Origin of the sequence: Streptococcus parasanguinis (assembly GCF_047463195.1) — a bacterium.
GTDB lineage: Bacteria > Bacillota > Bacilli > Lactobacillales > Streptococcaceae > Streptococcus > Streptococcus parasanguinis_R.
Map to the genome: position 1 here is coordinate 25,145 of NZ_JASHEI010000007.1, position 17,920 is coordinate 43,064.

Sequence of the window (17,920 nt, forward strand, 5' to 3'; positions counted from 1 at the left end):
TTATGATTCAACTCATTGTCAACGCATTTGTCGAAAAAGAGAAGACAGGAGCGGTCGTCGAAGTCTTATATGCTAGTAGCGATCACGAAAAAGTAAAAGCTAAGTATGAAGAGCTGACTGCTCAATATCCTGAAAACTATTTAGCTATCTATGACGTCCCGCTGGATACGGATTTGAATACACTCGATCACTATCCATCTGTGTGGATCGGGAAAGAAGAATTTGAATAAAGTGATTGCCGCTTGCTAACTGATGTAAAACATCAAAAGAAAGGAAAATTAAACATGATTGATAGATATAGCCGCCCAGAGATGGCGAACATTTGGACTGAAGAAAATAAATACCGTGCTTGGCTTGAGGTGGAAATCTTGGCTGACGAGGCATGGGCTGAATTGGGAGAAATCCCTAAGGAAGATGTGGCTTTGATTCGTGAAAAAGCAGACTTTGACATCGACCGTATTCTTGAAATCGAGCAACAGACTCGTCACGATGTGGTTGCCTTCACACGTGCGGTTTCTGAAACGCTTGGTGAAGAACGTAAGTGGGTTCACTATGGGTTGACATCTACTGACGTGGTCGATACGGCCTATGGTTACCTCTACAAACAAGCCAACGACATCATCCGCAAGGATCTTGAAAACTTCCTCAACATCATCGCTGACAAAGCGAAAGAACACAAGTTCACTATCATGATGGGTCGTACCCACGGTGTGCACGCTGAGCCTACAACTTTTGGTCTGAAATTGGCGACTTGGTACAGCGAAATGAAGCGCAACATCGAGCGTTTCGAGCATGCGGCTGCTGGTGTGGAAGCTGGTAAGATTTCTGGTGCGGTTGGTAACTTTGCCAACATTCCACCATTCGTTGAAAAATACGTCTGCGACAAATTGGGTATCCGTGCTCAAGAAATCTCTACACAGGTGCTTCCTCGTGACCTTCACGCTGAGTACTTTGCAGTTCTTGCGAGCATCGCAACTTCTATCGAGCGGATGGCGACTGAAATCCGTGGTCTTCAAAAATCTGAACAACGTGAAGTGGAAGAGTTCTTTGCCAAAGGTCAAAAAGGATCTTCAGCAATGCCACACAAACGTAACCCAATCGGTTCTGAAAACATGACAGGTCTTGCGCGTGTGATCCGTGGTCACATGGTAACAGCTTATGAAAACGTAGCCCTTTGGCATGAACGTGATATCTCTCACTCATCAGCTGAGCGTATCATTGCACCAGACACAACCATCTTGATTGACTACATGCTCAACCGTTTCGGAAACATCGTTAAGAACTTGACAGTCTTCCAAGAAAACATGATTCGCAACATGAACTCTACATTTGGTTTGATCTTCAGCCAACGTGCCATGTTGACTTTGATTGAAAAAGGGATGACACGTGAGCAAGCTTACGACCTTGTTCAACCGAAGACTGCCCAATCATGGGATAACCAAGTAGACTTCAAACCACTTCTTGAAGCAGATCCAGAAGTAACTTCACGCCTCACTCAAGAAGAAATCGACGAAATCTTCAACCCAACCTACTACACTAAACGGGTGGATGAAATCTTCGAACGCATCGGTTTGGGTGACTAATCGCAACGAAAAAGGGAATTTGAAAAATAGACGAAAGAGGCTGGGACAAAAGTCCTAGCCTCTCAATTATTTTTGGATTGTCGAGCAAGACGCAGTGGTTGAGTGGTCTCTACTACGCTGATTTCATCAGCTTTTACAGCCCTACTCAACTGTGCGGAGGTGGGACGACGAAATCGAATTCTAACGAATTACCGATTTCTGTCCCACTCTCTTTTTAAACTTTTTATAGCTAAACTATCACTAATTATATATATTTTTAAAGAGGTCTTTAGAAATCGTTTTCAACATGCTATACTGGAGCTATAAAAAAGACCGAGATGTCTCAGTCTTTTTGGTTCTTAGTGATCGCGGTCACAGGAGATGAACTTGATCTTGTAGTAGTCACCGCGTTTATAGGTTTCCGTGTATTCAAGGATTTGGCCAGTAGCTTCTAACTTGGTCGTCTTCACTTGTTTGACCGTTGGGAAATTTTCGTCGATCTTCAATACTTTAGCAACCTTGCTTGGTGTAGGAAAGACGATTTCGTTGACTTCTTCGAAGTGCTCATCATTCATATGAATGTGATAGTCTTCTTTGAAGCGATCATAGATAGAGCTGTAGTATTCCAAATTTGGATAGTTTGGATTGATGTATTGTTCAGGAATATAGGTTTGGTGGAAGATATAGGTATCATCCCCTGTCTGGCGAGTCCGTTCGATCTTATAGTAGAACTGCGTTGGGTTGAGGCCTAGTTTGTCTAGGATGCTCAAGGTATTTCCACGTTTAATAGAGAGAACTTTGACTTTGGCCTTTTGGATTGGGAAGGTTTCAACATCTGAAAATTCTACCAGTTTGTGTTTTCGAGCACGAGAAACAAAGGTTCCCTTTCCTTGCTGACGGACAATGTAGCCATCGGCGGCGAGGTCGTTCAAAGCACGGACAACGGTGATAGAGCTGACATCATAAATTTTGATGAGTTCAGCTTCCGTATAAAATTTATCTCCATTTTCAAATTTTCCGGAGATAATTTGCTGCTTCAATTCATCTTTGATGTGTTGGTACTTTGGAATTGCCATAGTGCTACCTCTCTTTAGATTTCTCTTATTTAACCCTATTTTAACATATTTTTTATAAAAGTGTTGACATTTTTTAAATAATTTATTATATTAATAAATGAAAAGGGTTACATATAAGAAAGGGGGGCGTTTATGGGAGTTTTTGAGATTCGCGATGCTTTCTATTTAAAAGGTCAACCCTTCAAGATTTTGTCCGGAGCGATCCATTATTTCCGAATTGACCCAGCAGACTGGTATCATTCCTTGTATAATCTAAAGGCTTTGGGGTTTAACACGGTTGAGACCTATGTCCCTTGGAATGCGCATGAACCCCGCAAAGGGCAGTTTGACTTTAGTGGTCGATTGGATCTAGAGCGTTTCATTCAAACCGCCCAATCCCTTGGACTTTACATGATTGTAAGGCCGTCGCCCTTTATCTGTGCAGAGTGGGAATTTGGTGGATTACCAGCCTGGCTCTTAGAAGAAGACCTGCGAATCCGCTCATCAGACCCAGCCTTTATCGAAGCAGTGGATCGTTATTATGATCGCTTGCTTGGCTTGTTGACACCCTACCAAGTGGATCAGGGTGGTCCAATCCTCATGATGCAGGTGGAAAATGAGTACGGCTCTTATGGAGAGGATAAGGATTATCTTCGTGCCATTCGGGATTTGATGAAGGAAAAAGGCGTGACCTGTCCTCTCTTTACATCAGATGGACCATGGCGAGCAACGCTAAGAACAGGAACCTTGATCGAAGAAGACCTCTTTGTGACGGGAAACTTCGGTTCCAAAGCAGCCTATAACTTCGGTCAGATGAAAGAATTCTTTGACGAATACGGCAAGAAATGGCCCTTGATGTGTATGGAATTCTGGGATGGCTGGTTTACCCGCTGGAAGGAACCCGTGATTCAAAGGGACCCAGAGGAGTTGGCAGAAGCTGTCCATGAGGTCTTGGAGCTTGGTTCCATCAACCTCTATATGTTTCATGGCGGAACCAATTTCGGCTTCATGAATGGTTGCTCAGCTCGGGGAACGCTCGACTTGCCACAGGTGACGTCCTATGACTATGGGGCTTTGCTCAATGAGCAGGGAAATCCGACGGAGAAGTATTATGCTATTCAAAAAATGATGGCGACCTATTATCCGGAATACCCACAGCAGGAACCGCTCATCAAAGAGTGTTTGCCAGAACAAACCTTGCAACTGGCAGCCAAGACTAGTCTTTTTGGAAATCTGGACAATCTGGCTCAGGTTGAGACCAGCCTTTATCCTGAAAAGATGGAAGAGTTGGGGCAAACCACAGGTTATCTCCTATATGAGACAGACCTTGAGTTGGATGCGGAAGAAGAAAGACTGCGCATCATTGATGGTCGGGATCGGGTACAGATTTACCTGGATGATCAACATGTAGCAACGCAATACCAAACAGAGATCGGTGAAGATCTTTTTATCAAAGGAAAAAAGAAAGCGGTTACGAATTTAAAAATCTTGCTTGAGAATATGGGACGTGTCAACTACGGGCACAAGCTCTTAGCTGATAGCCAGCACAAGGGCATTCGCACAGGTGTCTGTGTAGATTTGCACTTCCATCTTCATTGGAAGCAGTACCCACTGGATTTACAAGATCTCAGTCAGCTCGATTTTTCAAAGGAATGGCAGGCAGGTGCTCCAGCATTTTACCGATATGATTTTCAGCTGGACCACACCCTTGATACTTATCTGGATATGACAGGATTTGGGAAAGGGGTCGTCTTTGTCAATGGCCATAACCTTGGCCGCTTCTGGGAGGTCGGACCGACCACTTCACTTTACGTGCCTCATGGTTTCCTCAAAGAAGGAGCCAATAGCCTGATCGTCTTTGAGACAGAAGGGCGTTACCAAGAGACACTTCAACTTGTTCAACAACCTACATTCAAAGAAGTAAAGGGGGAAAACTTATGACTATTGTAGGATGCCGTATCGATGGACGTTTGATCCACGGGCAGGTAGCCAATCTTTGGACTACCAAACTAAATGTTTCACGTATCATGGTGATCGATGATGAAGTCGCTCAAAATGATATTGAAAAAAGTGGCTTGAAACTAGCGACACCACCTGGTGTTAAGCTCAGTATCTTGCCAGTCGCAAAGGCTGCGGAAAATATCTTGGCTGGAAAATATGATAGCCAACGACTCTTTATCGTAGCTCGCAAACCTGATCGTTTCCTTCGTTTGATCGAAGCAGGCGTTCAGCTTGAAACGCTGAATGTCGGCAATATGTCTCAATCTGATGAGACACGTGCGATTACCCGCTCGATCAATGTGGTGGACGCGGACGTGGAAGACTTCAACAAGATCCACGAAAAAGGTGTAAAGATTACGTCTCAGATGGTGCCAAACGACACTGCAGAAGACTTTATGAAGTTATTAAAGTAAAAGAAAATTTTTAGGAGGAAATTGTCATGATACAATGGTGGCAAATTTTACTACTTACTTTGTACTCAGCTTATCAAATCTGTGATGAGTTGACGATTGTTTCATCAGCAGGATCACCAGTCTTTGCTGGTTTCATTACAGGACTTGTCATGGGGGATTTAAAGACAGGTCTATTTATCGGAGCTTCTCTTCAATTGACAGTGCTCGGTGTAGGTACTTTCGGTGGAGCTTCTCGTATTGACGCAACATCTGGTGCCGTTCTTGCGACTGCCTTCTCAGTAGCAAAAGGGATTGATCCAGAGATTGCTATTGCTACAATCGCTGTGCCGGTAGCAACTTTGTTGACCTACTTTGATATTCTTGGTCGTATGACTACAACTTACTTCGCTCACCGTGTAGATGCTGCGATCGAACGTTACGACTATAAAGGAATTGAACGCAACTACCTTCTTGGTGCTGTTCCTTGGGCTCTTTCTCGTGCCCTTCCAGTCTTCTTCGCGCTTGCCTTTGGTGGTTCTTTCGTAGAAACTGTTGTTACAGGTCTTGCTAATGTACAATGGTTGGCAAACGGTCTGAAACTTGCAGGTCAAATGCTTCCAGGTCTTGGATTTGCGATCTTGCTTCGTTACCTTCCTGTTCGTCGTAACCTTCACTACTTAGCACTTGGCTTTGGCTTAACAGCAATGTTGACAGTGCTTTATAGCAATGTTCAAAGCCTTGGTGCTGCAGTGTCTAGCATTGTTGGTTCTGATGTGTTCGCTAAACTTCCAAAAGAACAAGCTATTACTTTTGTTAACAACTTCAAGAGTGTATCTATGATTGGTATTGCCATTATCGGTATCTTCCTTGCAGTACAACACTTCAAAAACAGTCAACGTACAGTCGTAGCTGCTCCAGCAAGCAATGTAGAAAGCGGGGAAATTGAAGATGACGAATTCTAATTACAAACTAACAAAAGAAGATTTTAAACAAATCAACAAACGTAGCCTCTTCACCTTCCAATTGGGTTGGAACTACGAACGGATGCAGGCTTCTGGTTACCTTTATATGCTTTTACCTCAGTTGCGTAAAATGTATGGTGATGGCACTCCAGAATTGAAAGAAATGATGAAATTGCATACGCAATTCTTCAATACTTCACCATTCTTCCACACCATTATCACTGGTTTTGACCTTGCTCTGGAAGAAAAAGATGGTGTCAAATCAAAAGATGCGGTGAACGGGATCAAGACAGGTCTCATGGGACCATTCGCTCCTCTTGGGGACTCAATCTTTGGATCATTGGTACCAGCTATTATGGGTTCAATCGCAGCAACTTTGGCTATTGCAGGAAACCCAGCCGGTATCTTCTTGTGGATCGCTGTGGCAGTTGCTTATGACATTTTCCGTTGGAAACAGTTGGAATTTGCCTATAAAGAAGGGGTTAACCTCATCAACAATATGCAAAGTACCTTGACAGCTTTGATCGACGCAGCTGCCGTTCTGGGTATCTTCATGGTTGGTGCCTTGATTGCCAGCATGATTGGTGTTGAAGTTTCTTGGACTCCACACATTGGGGACAAAGCGATTGAAATTCAAGATATGCTCAACCTTATCTTCCCACGTTTGGTACCAGCTATCATCACAGGTGTAATCTACTGGTTGCTTGGACGTAAGGGTATGAACTCTACAAAAGCTATCTTGCTCATCATCCTTGCAGCAATCGCATTCTCAGCATTTGGCCACTTCTTCTTTGGAATGGCATAATGGAGTAAGGTATGGCAAAAGAGTTAGTATTGGTCAGCCATGGTCGCTTTTGTGAAGAGCTCAAAGCGAGCACAGAGATGATTATGGGACCACAAGAATCCATCCATACGGTTGCACTCTTACCAGAAGAAGGACCAGAAGACTTTACTGCTAAATTAGAAGCAACAGTCCAAGGTCTAGAAGACTATATTGTATTTGCCGATCTCTTGGGAGGAACTCCTTGCAACACCGTGAGCCGCTTGATCCTTGAAGGACGTGCGATTGACTTATACGCAGGGATGAATCTTCCGATGGTTATCGAATTCATCAATAGTAGCCTGACTGGTAATGAAGGGGACTACCCTGAACGTGCAAAAGAAAGTATTGTCAAGGTCAATGACCTCTTGTCAAACCTTGATGATGATGAAGATGAGTAGGTTGGTATGGGAGTCTGGGAGCATCATCTCAGGCTCCTTTCCCATTTATCAACGTTAGATTGTAGAAAGGAACAACAGTTTCTATGTTAGACTATACAAAAGAAGACTTGCAGGAGCTAGGAGCAGAGATCACAACACGTGAGATTTACCAACAACCAAGTGTTTGGAAAGAAACGGCTCGCTTGTACCAAGAAAGAAAAGCGGAAATCAAATCTTTCTTAGAAAAGATTGGGCAAGAGCATGACTATATCAAGGTCATCTTGACAGGGGCAGGAACCTCAGCATATGTGGGGGATACCTTGGTTCCTTACTTGCAGGAAGTGCACGATGAACGCCACTGGAATTTTCAATCCATTGCGACGACGGATATCGTAGCTCATCCTCAAACCTATTTGAAAAAAGAGGTTCCAACGGTTTTAGTATCTTTTGCCCGGAGTGGCAATTCGCCAGAAAGTGTCGCAACCGTGCAGTTAGCTCAAGACTTGGTTGATGAGCTCTATCAGATCACCATTACCTGTGCCGAAGAAGGGAAACTGGCCCAGCAAGCCCACGGAGATGAGCGCAATCTCTTGCTTCTCCAACCAAAAGAAACCAACGATGCTGGCTTTGCGATGACCTCTAGCTTTACCTCCATGCTCTTGACAGCTCTCTTGGTCTTTGATCCAAGCGAGGAAGAGATCAAAGAAAAACGAGTAGAAGAACTGATTCATCTGTCTGAACAAATCTTGGAGCAGGACCGTGCGGTCAAGGAAGTGGTCGATCTAGACTTTGAGCGCGTGATCTATCTGGGAGCAGGACCTTTCTTTGGCCTAGCCCATGAAGCCCAGCTCAAGATTTTGGAATTAACAGCAGGAAAAATTGCAACCATGTATGAAAGTCCTGTCGGATTCCGTCACGGTCCGAAATCCCTCATCAATGACCAGACTCTGGTCCTGGTATTTGGCTCCATTGATTCTTATACCCGTCAGTATGATCTGGACTTGGTTCGCGAAGTTGCAGGAGATCAAATTGCCCGTCAGGTCGTTCTCTTGGCTGATCAAGCTGCAGGGATCGAGCATGTACGGGAAGTGTTGGTGGAAGCATCAGCAGACTCATTAGATATCTACCGTGCCTTCCCTTACATTATCTATGGTCAATTGATTTCTCTTTTGACTTCGCTCAAGGTGCAAAATCGCCCAGACACACCTTCACCGACTGGTACCGTCAATCGGGTTGTTCAAGGGGTGATCATTCATCCATTTCATAAAGAATAGCCACTAATTTTCTATAAAAAGTGGAGTGTTTCTTCTTGTGAAACTGATACAATGGAGAAAAACAGTGAGAGGAGAAGGTTAGTGAAACAGTATCAAGAAAGCGTGTTTGGGGAATGGCAAAATCAAGAGGTTCGGGCTTATCGCCTCGAAAATGACAAGGGCTACCAATTATCTGTCATGACCTATGGGGCGACGATCTTAGAATATGTGACACCGGATAAAGAAGACCAGTTTACGAATATTATTCTAGGCTTTGATCGCTTTGAGGACTATGTGGGCAATAGCCCTAAATATGGGGCTAGTATTGGCCCGGTAGCAGGCCGGATTGCAGGGGCAAGTTTTGAACTTAATGGAGAGACCTATCATTTGGAAGCTAATAACGGTGCTAACTGCAACCACAGTGGACCGACGGGCTGGGACAGTGCCTTGTTTAGCGTTGAGTCGGTAACGGATCAGGAAATCACTCTGTATACAGAGCGTGCAGATGGTACCGGCGGTTTCCCTGGAAATCTCAAGATCTGGGTAACCTATGGTTTGACGGAAGATGGTGAACTTGAGATTGCCTATCGGGTAGAAACGGATCAAGATACCTTGGTCAACCCGACCAACCACAGCTATTTCAACCTATCTGGGAACTTCACCCAGCCGATCAATGACCATGTCTTTCAGATCAACCATCAAGGGCTTTACCCTATCCATCCAGACGGTGTTCCTCTTCAGACCGTGGATAGAGAAAGTCCGGTTGTCCAGCATCTCTACCAAGCCATGCTCTTGGAGGATCTTTTTAAGGACTCTGATCCGCAAATCCGCCTGGTAGAAGGATTAGACCATCCATTTGCTCTTCCAGAAGGGCATGAAAATGCTGGCTTTCTTTACCATCAGCCATCTGGACGTTTCTTGACCTTCAAGTCAGAAGCCCCAGCCTTGGTGGTATATTCAGCCAATTTCGTAGACGAAACGGTTCATCTGCAAGGCCAACCAATGGTGCAGCACAATGGCTTGGCTCTAGAATTCCAAACAGTGCCAGATGCCATTCACAGTGATCAGGCTGAAAAGGTCATCTTGAGAGCAGGTCAAGTCTTCACCAGCAAGACTAGCTACCATGCCATCGCTAAGAAATAAGGAGGAAAGGGGTGACCCAAACAAGAATGTGAAATCCTTGCTTGGGACATCCTCTTTTTCTCGAAAAAAATTTTTTAGAAAAACTATAAGGAAAGTTTAAGCTTCCTATCGTATACTAATACCATCATCAAAGACCTCCTAACTTTGAATGATAAAACTCCTAAAACTTTTTCATAATAATCTCCCTATAAGAGCCACCAAAACCGGTGGCTTTTTCTATGTACCTTAGCGAACGTTAGTGAGCTTAGGTACATTGACGCAGTTCGAACGCTAGTGAGAACTACGATCTTTAAAAAATTAATGAGGTGAACTCAGAGAGTTCAACCGAACCAAAGGTACCGAAGTATTTTAATAGAGCGTAAGCTCTTTATTTTTTTGCACAGAAAAAAGCTCCTTGAGAAAATCTCAAGGAGCAGTGGAATGACTACTTGCCCGTTGCATCAGACACTTTTTTGAATTTTGCTGAAATAACCGTATTTAGATTATTCCGTCCATCGCGTTGCTCAATCGTCAACGTTAAAATATCTCCATCAATAGAGTATTTATACGTAGTTTCTTTAGCGACAGGTCCAATGGACATGGTTGCAAGTTGCACAATATTGATAGCTTCTGGGAAGATAATCGTTTGGTTTGCTGTATCTAATTTACCGTTCTTCAAGACAGAATGAATTTTAGCATTACCTTTATCAAATTCATAAGTTGTATTGGGCAAGTCCTTAGCGCCATCCTGTAGATTGACTGATAATTTGGTAAATTGATCTTTAATATATTCGTCTTTCGTTTGAGTCACTTTAGATGCATCTTTTTGTTTTAAGTAATCGTAGAACCTTCCAAAACCATCTGCTAGAGATACAGTATAGTCGAATTCAACAGATGTATCTGTAATGTTCAACGTTGGTTTTAAATCTTTCCATGCCTCAGGATAGATCAGCTTGATAGCCGAATCATCATTGTCAAAATCTTTAAAGGCTAAGCTACGTTCAAGAGCTGGTCGGAAGTCGATGGCTTGCCATTTTCCTTCAATTGGAACGGGGTCTTTTTGAGTAGTGCTTCCTTTACGTTTGAAGTGTAGTTCATAGTGAACTGGAAGATTATTTTTCTTCGCTTTTCCGTCAATCGTGACATAAAGCATGTCGTCTTTTAATTTGTAGTGATATGTGTTTGGCGAAACGCGATTTTCACCGAATGAGAAGAAGAATGAGTTTGCTACGGAAAGTCCTTCATCAAAGGTCATTGTTTTGGCACCTTGATCAATAGAACCCGTTGCTTCGTAGCTAAACACGCCAGTATCTTTATTCATGCTGACTTTGTATTTCTTAAAGTCGCCTGCAAATCCTTCATGAGAGTCATACATGATTTTTTTGAATTCTTCTTCAGTCTTGCCTCTAGCTTCTGTTGTGACAGTGGAGAAAGCTTTAATAAAGTTATCAATGTTATAGTCGTATTTAATGGTTGCCGTGTTGTTTTCAATCTTCATGTCCATTTTGAAGTCTTTAACAGATTCAAGCAAGTGTGCAAAGTGGATTCCATGGAGGGTATAGGCTCCGATGGATTCCGTTAAAGCATCGAGAGTATCGACTAATTCCCATTCGCCATCAATCGTTTCGACTTTTGCTGTTTCTGATTTAGCGGCATTTTTAGAGCCACTTTGTTTTTGAGAACAAGAAGCTAGTAGGAAGACTGAGAGCAGAGCAACGAATGCTAAAAATAATTTTTTATAACGTCTAATCATCGCTAGACCTCCTTAAAATAGATGATTGTATTACGCTTATATTATACGTGCAACACAATTGTTTTGCAAGGGCTTTCAAACGAATCACAATTTTGTTTTGTAACTTGACCGATTATTCAACATAAGAAACGGAAAAATTGTATGTAGCAGAGTACCCAATAGACGAGATTCTCAAGGCTTCCTAAATTATTTTTTTGCACAGAAAAGAGGCTGGGACAAAAGTCCTAGCCTCTCAATTATTTTTGGATTGTCGAGCAAGACGCAGTGGTTGAGTGGGCTCTACTACGCTGATTTCATCAGCTTTTACAGCCCTACTCAACTGTGCGGAGGTGGGACGACGAAATCGAATTCTAACGAATTACCGATTTCTGTCTCACTCTCAGTGAGTTATTTAATTAGTTTTAGGATCTGAAACTTTCTTGAATTTCATTGGATAAACAAGATGAGCACCAGTTTCATCGTACGTTTTCTCAGCATACATTGTAAGGATATCACCATTCAATTCGTAGTGATAAGTAATTGGTACGTCTGTAGAATTAATATAAAGAGGTAGAACTCCAAAGATGTTTGGAACTTCAGGGAATACGATCGTTTTTGCTTTCTCGTTTAAAACCCCATCATTTAACGTTGCAGTTAACACTTTTGTATTGTTATCAAACGTTCCAGTTTGATGTTTAAAGCTTTCAAATTTCTTTTCTCTTACGCCTAGAAGGATGGCAGTAGCTTCTTCTTTTGTAGGGTATTTATCTTTATTCTGTTCAGCATAAAAATCAATATACTTATTCATATCGGCACTATAAGAATAAGTTACATCTGTTCCTGTAATTTTTAGAGTCGGAACGATATCTTGGAAGGCTTCAGCAACCTTTAATCGACTATTAGCATCACCATAATAAATTAAGAAAGTACGTTCCACTGTATCTCTAAAATCTACAGCTTTCCAGTCTCCTTCGAGTGAGACTGGGGCCGGTGCTACTGTGGTAGTTTCTGCAACTGTTGTAGTCTCAGCGGTTGTTTGTTGTTGCTGTTGTTTCTGTTGCCCACATCCTGATACAAATAGAAGAGCAAGAAGGGAAAACATCCATAGGGAACTTTTTTTCATATTGTTCATGATTGATCACTCCTTCTAATGTTTGTCTCCTACGTAATTGAAACGAAGACGTATTACTCTAAAATGACTTTGTTCATCATTACCTTCAGCATAAAGTGTTAGTTGGTTACCTTCAACGGTGTAAGTATAAGTAATGGGTACAAGCGAGTTATACGTGGTTCCCATAACAATTCTACTTAAAAATGTAGGTGTTTCAGGGAACGTAATAGTGTGTTTCTGCGTATCGATTTCGCCAGTTAGAGAGTAATCATAGGCATCATTAGGTTCGTCAAGAGTAATCTTTGTATGTTTCAAATTTGGAATATAGTTCTTAAATTCAGCAGTTTTATTTTTTAAATACGATTCATAATTTGCTTTGTTCTCTCCTGTTGCAAATGCTTGATCCTCATACAGTTCTCTGTAATCAAAATGGTACTTCAATTCAACGGTTTTATCTTTAATAGTCATCGTCATCTTAACCTTATCGAAGTCATCAAGCATCAGTACAGCGGCAAGTTTTTTGATATTAGAAGCTAGGAATACTTTCTGAATGGTCATTTGTTGGTCAGTCCATTTCCAAGTTCCTTGTTGATCCTTTGTAAGATCTTGTGGTGCTTTTATTGTTTGAGGAGATTTATCTGTTTGAGAAGACTTATTTGTTTTAGAAGACTGCGATGGAGAAGACTGACATCCCGCAATAAGGAGCACTGCAAAGAATGCCAAGAAACCGAAAAGGATCTTCTTTGTTTTAGTAAACATAAATTTACCTCCTAAACGTTGTTGCTTTAATTTTATCATTAAAGGAAATAATTATAAAGTGAAATGGTGAGCGAGATATGAAGAAGAAGGGACCGTATAATAAAAAGAAAGGTTGACGATGAGGGCAACTGTTCAACTTTTTCTAACGAACGACGGTGAGAACCAGGATCTTTAAAAAACACATTCTATTTATGGTACCGAAGGTATCATTTTTTGCTATAATAGACTGTATGAGTAGAATTTTAGACAATGAAATCATGGGCGATGAAGAGGCCGTTGAACGGACGCTGCGCCCGCAATATTTACATGAATATATTGGTCAAGATAAGGTCAAGGACCAGCTGAAAATCTTTATTGAGGCGGCTAAGCTTCGGGATGAAGCACTGGATCATGTCCTTCTTTTTGGCCCTCCGGGACTGGGGAAAACCACCATGGCCTTTGTCATTGCCAATGAACTGGGTGTCAATCTCAAGCAGACTTCTGGTCCTGTCATTGAAAAGGCTGGTGACTTGGTAGCCATCCTCAATGATCTAGAGCCGGGCGATGTCCTCTTTATCGATGAGATCCACCGTCTTCCTATGTCAGTCGAAGAAGTGCTTTACAGCGCCATGGAAGATTTCTACATCGATATCATGATTGGTGCTGGTGAGAGCAGCCGGAGTGTCCATCTGGACCTTCCTCCTTTCACCTTGATTGGGGCAACGACGCGAGCTGGTATGCTGTCCAATCCCTTGCGTGCTCGCTTTGGAATTACGGGGCACATGGAATACTATGAGCAAGATGATTTGACAGAGATTGTCGAGCGGACCGCCGAAATCTTTGAGATGGAAATTACCCACGAAGCTGCCGAAGAGCTTTCTCTTCGTAGTCGGGGGACCCCTCGGATTGCCAACCGGTTGCTGAAACGAGTGCGCGATTTTGCTCAGATCGTGGGCGATGGCTTGATTGATGATACCATTACCGACAAGGCCCTCTCTATGCTGGATGTGGACCATGAAGGACTGGACTATGTCGATCAAAAGATCCTGCGGACCATGATTGAGATGTACGGCGGTGGCCCGGTCGGGCTTGGGACTCTATCGGTCAATATTGCTGAAGAGCGAGAGACTGTAGAAGATATGTATGAGCCTTACTTGATTCAGAAAGGCTTTATCATGCGGACCCGGACAGGGCGCGTGGCGACTCGCAAGGCTTACGAACACCTGGGTTATCCCTACAATGGAGACTAGAAGAAGATGCTGACGGAAGAAGCGATAGTAAAGCAAATCCAAGCGGATCCGGAGATGATGACTGTCTTGGCTATCATTCGAGATCTCAACTTGGCAGATGCCTGGTTAGCGGCGGGTGCGGTGCGAAATTTCATCTGGAACCAGCTCTCTGGCAGACCAGGGTTTGACGCGACAACCGATATGGATCTGGTCTTTTATGTCCCTACGATCAGCTATGAGGAGACTTTTCAGATCGAGCAAGAATTAAAGAAGACCTATCCTCAGTACGCTTGGGAAGTCAAAAATCAAGTCTATATGCACCAGCATAGTCCGGGGACGGCTCCTTATCGCAGTGCTTGTGACGCGGTTTCTAAATACCCCGAGCAGTGTACGGCTCTTGCGGTTCGCTTAAGGAAAAATGGTCAGCTAGAGCTCTTTCTCCCTTATGGGACAAAGGATATCGAGGACTTCATTGTTCAGCCAACTCCGCATTTTTTAGCCAGTCCAGAGCGTTTAGCGGTTTATACAGAGCGGATGAAAAAGAAAAATTGGCAGAGTAAATGGCCTCTATTAGAGGTTCGTTTTCCAAAATAGAGAAACAGATCAGATTTGAAAAAGGAATCTGATTTTTCTTTAAAATGATGGAGCCCCTTTGTCATCTTTCTGTCACATTTTTGTTATAATAGTAATAGTATGCTAGTTTTCCATAGTGGAAAGCCAAGAGCTCAGCTAGGTTGGGCAGTCCGAACAAGGAGTTAGGTGGAATCATGAAAAAAATCGTCTTTGTCTGCTTAGGAAATATTTGTCGGAGCCCCATGGCGGAGTTTGTCATGAAGGACTTGACGGATCAGTATGAGATTGAAAGTCGGGCCACCTCGAGCTGGGAACATGGCAATCCCATCCATCGGGAAACCCAGAAAATCTTTCAACAATACCAGGTCCCGTATGATCCAGCCAAGACGTCCTTACAGATCAAGGAAGAGGATTTTTACAACTTTGATTTGATCCTAGGGATGGACGAAAACAATGTAGCAGATCTGAAGCGAATGGCTCCTGCAGGAACAGAACACAAGATTCATCTTTTTGCTGCTGAAAGTGTGCCAGATCCGTGGTATACCGGTGATTTTGAGGAGACCTATTCCAGAGTCCTGAGCGGCTGTAAGGCTTGGTTAGATCAGTTAGCAACTTCTTAAGAGTTTGATATGTGAGAGAATACAGAATATGAAAGAATTTTATGAGACTTATAAGGTCTATCTGACAAGAAAAAATTTAGAAATAGCAGCATTAGTCGTGATTATTCTATCTGCTTTGATGGTTTTCCTTTCAGCCATTCCAGGTCAGGGCGTTTTGACCTTGGATAAGGGGGCGATCCGTTACGACGGAAGTTTGGTCCGTGGCAAGATGAATGGCAAGGGAACCGTCACCTTTAAAAATGGGGATACCTATACAGGTAACCTCGTCAACGGCTCTTTTAGTGGCTATGGTAAGTTTAAGTCCAAGGATGGTTGGACCTATGAAGGGCAGTTTGTTAATGGCCAGCCGGAGGGCAAAGGCACCTTAACCACAGAAGCCAACGTCGTATACAAAGGAACATTCAAGCAGGGGATTTATCAAAATGCGCATTAAATGGTTTTCACTAGTCCGTGTTACAGGACTCTTATTGGTATTGCTTTACCATTTCTTCCAAAAAGCCTTTCCTGGAGGCTTCATTGGGGTAGATATTTTCTTCACCTTCTCAGGATTTTTGATTACAGCGCTCTTGATCGATGAATTTGCGCGCAAGCAAGGAATTGACTACCTGGCATTCTTGAAACGGCGCTTTTACCGGATCGTTCCACCCCTTGTCTTTATGGTCTTGGTCGTGATGCCCTTTACCTTTATGGTCCAACGGGACTACGTGGCTGGTATTGGGACTCAGATTGCGGCGGTCTTCGGTTTTGTGACCAATTTCTTTGAGATGGCAACGGGTGGTAGTTACGAAAGCAACTTCATTCCGCATCTCTTCCTTCATACCTGGAGTTTGGCTCTAGAAGTGCATTACTATGTGCTCTGGGCACTTTTGGCATGGTTCTTGGCTAAACGGGCTAAGACGGTTGGAAAGTACCGAGGTATGCTCTTCCTGGCGTCCAGCGGGCTCTTTCTCTTCACCTTCTTGTCCATGTTCATCCGCGCCTTTCTGACAGCTAATTTCTCCACCATCTATTTTTCTAGCTTCACTCACATCTTCCCCTTCTTTGCGGGATCATGCCTAGCAACGGTGACAGGGATTGCCAATGTCAGCCCGAACTTTACAAAGCTGGTGCAGTCTTGGAGCATGAAAAAGACCTTATCGGTCTTGGGTGGAAGCTTTGCCTTCTTGTTTGTGCTCAGTCTTTTCTTGCCATTTGATAGCTTGTGGACCTATCTATTTGGCTTTTTAGCAGCGACAATCGCAGCTTGTGCCATGATTCTTTCGGCCCGCATTCTCCATGAGAAGACGCCAGATAAAAAAGAACCAGCCATCCTCAATTTCTTGGCAGATACCAGTTATGGTGTCTATCTTTTCCACTGGCCTTTCTTTATCATCTTCTCTCAACATTTGGGAAATATGATGGCAGCCCTTGTGACGACGATCGTTTCCTTGATTCTAACGGCTCTGTCCTTCTATATTTTGGAGCCAACCATTGCAGGCAAGGAGCCTCGTGTCTTTGGTATGAAGATGGATCTTAGCTTTTTGACCAAGCCGATCTTTTACCTCATGATTCCATTAGCTCTCTTGATGATCGGGATCTCTGCCTTTGCACCAACCGTTGGAGCTTTTGATGAGAGTTTGGTAGTGAGTGGGCTCAATCAAGCAGACAGCAAAATGCAGGTCACACGGACGCAGGTGGACAATGCGACGGCAACAGACTATAACGTCTCAAATGGTGTGACCATGATCGGTGATTCGGTTAACTTGCGAGCGCAGGACTACCTGACTAAAGCCATCCCGGGTATCCAGATTGATGCGGTGGTGAGCCGTCAGTTGGAAAATGGAATGAAGGTCTTTGAGACCGATATCTCCAATAAAGTTCTCCTAAAAAATGTGGTCATTGCCCTAGGAACCAATACTGTAAGCAACTACAAAGAGTTGCTGGATCAGTATGTTGAAAAACTTCCAAAAGGCCGTCGCTTGATCCTTGTGACACCATATGATGGTCGCTATGCCAACGATCAGTCCAGTGAATCGGTTCAAACTCGTCTTTATGAGTTGGAACTAGCTAAGAAATACGACTTTATCACCATTGCGGACTGGTACCAAGTAGCAATTGAAAATCCAAACATTTGGGTGGGAACAGACTCTGTTCACTTCAATATGGAAACCAATGGTGGGGAACTCTATGCTCAAACAGTCAAAGAAGCCCTTGATAAGGCCGAAAAAGGTCCGGTCAAGAAGTAACAATGCTTCTCTGAAACTGAAACAAAACAAATCCTAACAAAATAAAACAAAAAGCAACTTTTTACTTGTAAAAAGCTGCTTTTTTTAGTAAGATCAAGAAAACGCTTACAAAAATCAATTGAAAATATCACTTTGTGAAGAAAAA

General features: G+C 43.1%; 18 protein-coding genes. 14 read left to right on the forward strand and 4 right to left on the reverse strand.

Going from position 1 to position 17,920, the window contains the following annotated elements; genetic code table 11:
• The first annotated feature begins 2 nt into the window (after nucleotides 1-2).
• Together QM870_RS07110 and purB are read left to right on the forward strand one after the other, a co-directional pair.
• Nucleotides 3-230: a hypothetical protein gene (locus QM870_RS07110; protein ID WP_045760093.1), complete on the forward strand. Its 228-nt coding sequence runs from the start codon at nucleotides 3-5 to the stop codon at nucleotides 228-230.
• Between the two features lie 54 nt (nucleotides 231-284).
• Nucleotides 285-1,583 carry an adenylosuccinate lyase gene (gene purB, locus QM870_RS07115; protein WP_414369184.1) on the forward strand — a complete coding sequence of 433 codons (1,299 nt, stop codon included), beginning with the start codon at nucleotides 285-287 and terminating at the stop codon, nucleotides 1,581-1,583.
• A 338-nt stretch (nucleotides 1,584-1,921) separates the two neighbouring features.
• Here purB and QM870_RS07120 read toward each other — a convergent pair whose 3' ends face one another.
• On the reverse strand, nucleotides 1,922-2,638 hold the full coding sequence (locus QM870_RS07120) for a GntR family transcriptional regulator (protein ID WP_031572835.1): 717 nt from the start codon (nucleotides 2,636-2,638) through the stop codon (nucleotides 1,922-1,924).
• 132 nt (nucleotides 2,639-2,770) lie between these two features.
• Here QM870_RS07120 and QM870_RS07125 point away from each other — a divergent pair, with 132 nt between their 5' ends.
• The 7 genes from QM870_RS07125 (at nucleotide 2,771) to QM870_RS07155 (ending at nucleotide 9,568) form a co-directional block, all read left to right on the forward strand.
• Nucleotides 2,771-4,558, forward strand: a complete 1,788-nt coding sequence (locus tag QM870_RS07125; RefSeq protein ID WP_118398193.1) for a glycoside hydrolase family 35 protein — start codon at nucleotides 2,771-2,773, stop codon at nucleotides 4,556-4,558.
• Nucleotides 4,555-5,031 carry a PTS system mannose/fructose/N-acetylgalactosamine-transporter subunit IIB gene (locus tag QM870_RS07130; protein WP_003009322.1) on the forward strand — a complete coding sequence of 159 codons (477 nt, stop codon included), beginning with the start codon at nucleotides 4,555-4,557 and terminating at the stop codon, nucleotides 5,029-5,031. Before QM870_RS07125 ends, QM870_RS07130 begins: the two co-directional genes overlap by 4 nt.
• Before the next feature lie 26 nt (nucleotides 5,032-5,057).
• Nucleotides 5,058-5,972, forward strand: a complete 915-nt coding sequence (locus QM870_RS07135; protein ID WP_049483971.1) for a PTS mannose/fructose/sorbose/N-acetylgalactosamine transporter subunit IIC — start codon at nucleotides 5,058-5,060, stop codon at nucleotides 5,970-5,972.
• The gene (locus QM870_RS07140) at nucleotides 5,959-6,777 is read left to right on the forward strand and encodes a PTS system mannose/fructose/sorbose family transporter subunit IID (protein ID WP_023920055.1); all 819 of its coding nucleotides are present in this window, start codon (nucleotides 5,959-5,961) and stop codon (nucleotides 6,775-6,777) included. Before QM870_RS07135 ends, QM870_RS07140 begins: the two co-directional genes overlap by 14 nt.
• Before the next feature lie 11 nt (nucleotides 6,778-6,788).
• Nucleotides 6,789-7,193, forward strand: a complete 405-nt coding sequence (locus QM870_RS07145; RefSeq protein ID WP_003009328.1) for a PTS sugar transporter subunit IIA — start codon at nucleotides 6,789-6,791, stop codon at nucleotides 7,191-7,193.
• A gap of 83 nt (nucleotides 7,194-7,276) precedes the next feature.
• Nucleotides 7,277-8,446, forward strand: a complete 1,170-nt coding sequence (locus tag QM870_RS07150; RefSeq protein ID WP_414369187.1) for an SIS domain-containing protein — start codon at nucleotides 7,277-7,279, stop codon at nucleotides 8,444-8,446.
• A gap of 81 nt (nucleotides 8,447-8,527) precedes the next feature.
• The gene (locus QM870_RS07155) at nucleotides 8,528-9,568 is read left to right on the forward strand and encodes an aldose epimerase family protein (RefSeq protein ID WP_195190034.1); all 1,041 of its coding nucleotides are present in this window, start codon (nucleotides 8,528-8,530) and stop codon (nucleotides 9,566-9,568) included.
• Between the two features lie 424 nt (nucleotides 9,569-9,992).
• On the opposite strand, the gene QM870_RS07160 is transcribed toward QM870_RS07155, so the two are convergent.
• The 3 genes from QM870_RS07160 to QM870_RS07170 form a co-directional block, all read right to left on the reverse strand.
• Entirely contained in the window at nucleotides 9,993-11,300 is a 1,308-nt protein-coding gene (locus tag QM870_RS07160; RefSeq protein ID WP_201089959.1) for a hypothetical protein, read from the reverse strand.
• Between the two features lie 391 nt (nucleotides 11,301-11,691).
• Entirely contained in the window at nucleotides 11,692-12,411 is a 720-nt protein-coding gene (locus QM870_RS07165) for a hypothetical protein (protein ID WP_414369189.1), read from the reverse strand.
• Nucleotides 12,412-12,426: 15 nt separating this feature from the next.
• A complete protein-coding gene (locus tag QM870_RS07170; protein WP_239665652.1) occupies nucleotides 12,427-13,149 on the reverse strand; it encodes a hypothetical protein in 723 nt (240 codons plus the stop codon).
• A gap of 230 nt (nucleotides 13,150-13,379) precedes the next feature.
• On the opposite strand from QM870_RS07170, the gene ruvB reads away from it, so the two are divergent.
• The 5 genes from ruvB to QM870_RS07195 all read left to right on the forward strand — a co-directional run bounded on the left by ruvB (nucleotide 13,380) and on the right by QM870_RS07195 (nucleotide 17,775).
• A complete protein-coding gene (gene ruvB / locus QM870_RS07175) occupies nucleotides 13,380-14,378 on the forward strand; it encodes a Holliday junction branch migration DNA helicase RuvB (protein ID WP_118228649.1) in 999 nt (332 codons plus the stop codon).
• 6 nt (nucleotides 14,379-14,384) lie between these two features.
• Complete coding sequence (locus tag QM870_RS07180) at nucleotides 14,385-14,951, forward strand: nucleotidyltransferase family protein (RefSeq protein ID WP_414369191.1); 567 nt, start codon at nucleotides 14,385-14,387, stop codon at nucleotides 14,949-14,951.
• A 173-nt stretch (nucleotides 14,952-15,124) separates the two neighbouring features.
• Nucleotides 15,125-15,550, forward strand: coding sequence for a low molecular weight protein-tyrosine-phosphatase (locus QM870_RS07185; RefSeq protein WP_414369193.1), 426 nt, complete (start codon nucleotides 15,125-15,127; stop codon nucleotides 15,548-15,550).
• Between the two features lie 28 nt (nucleotides 15,551-15,578).
• Complete coding sequence (locus QM870_RS07190; RefSeq protein WP_004219557.1) at nucleotides 15,579-15,983, forward strand: MORN repeat-containing protein; 405 nt, start codon at nucleotides 15,579-15,581, stop codon at nucleotides 15,981-15,983.
• Nucleotides 15,973-17,775: an acyltransferase family protein gene (locus QM870_RS07195; protein WP_023920066.1), complete on the forward strand. Its 1,803-nt coding sequence runs from the start codon at nucleotides 15,973-15,975 to the stop codon at nucleotides 17,773-17,775. The genes QM870_RS07190 and QM870_RS07195 overlap by 11 nt, the downstream gene beginning before the upstream one ends.
• Nucleotides 17,776-17,920 lie beyond the last annotated feature (145 nt).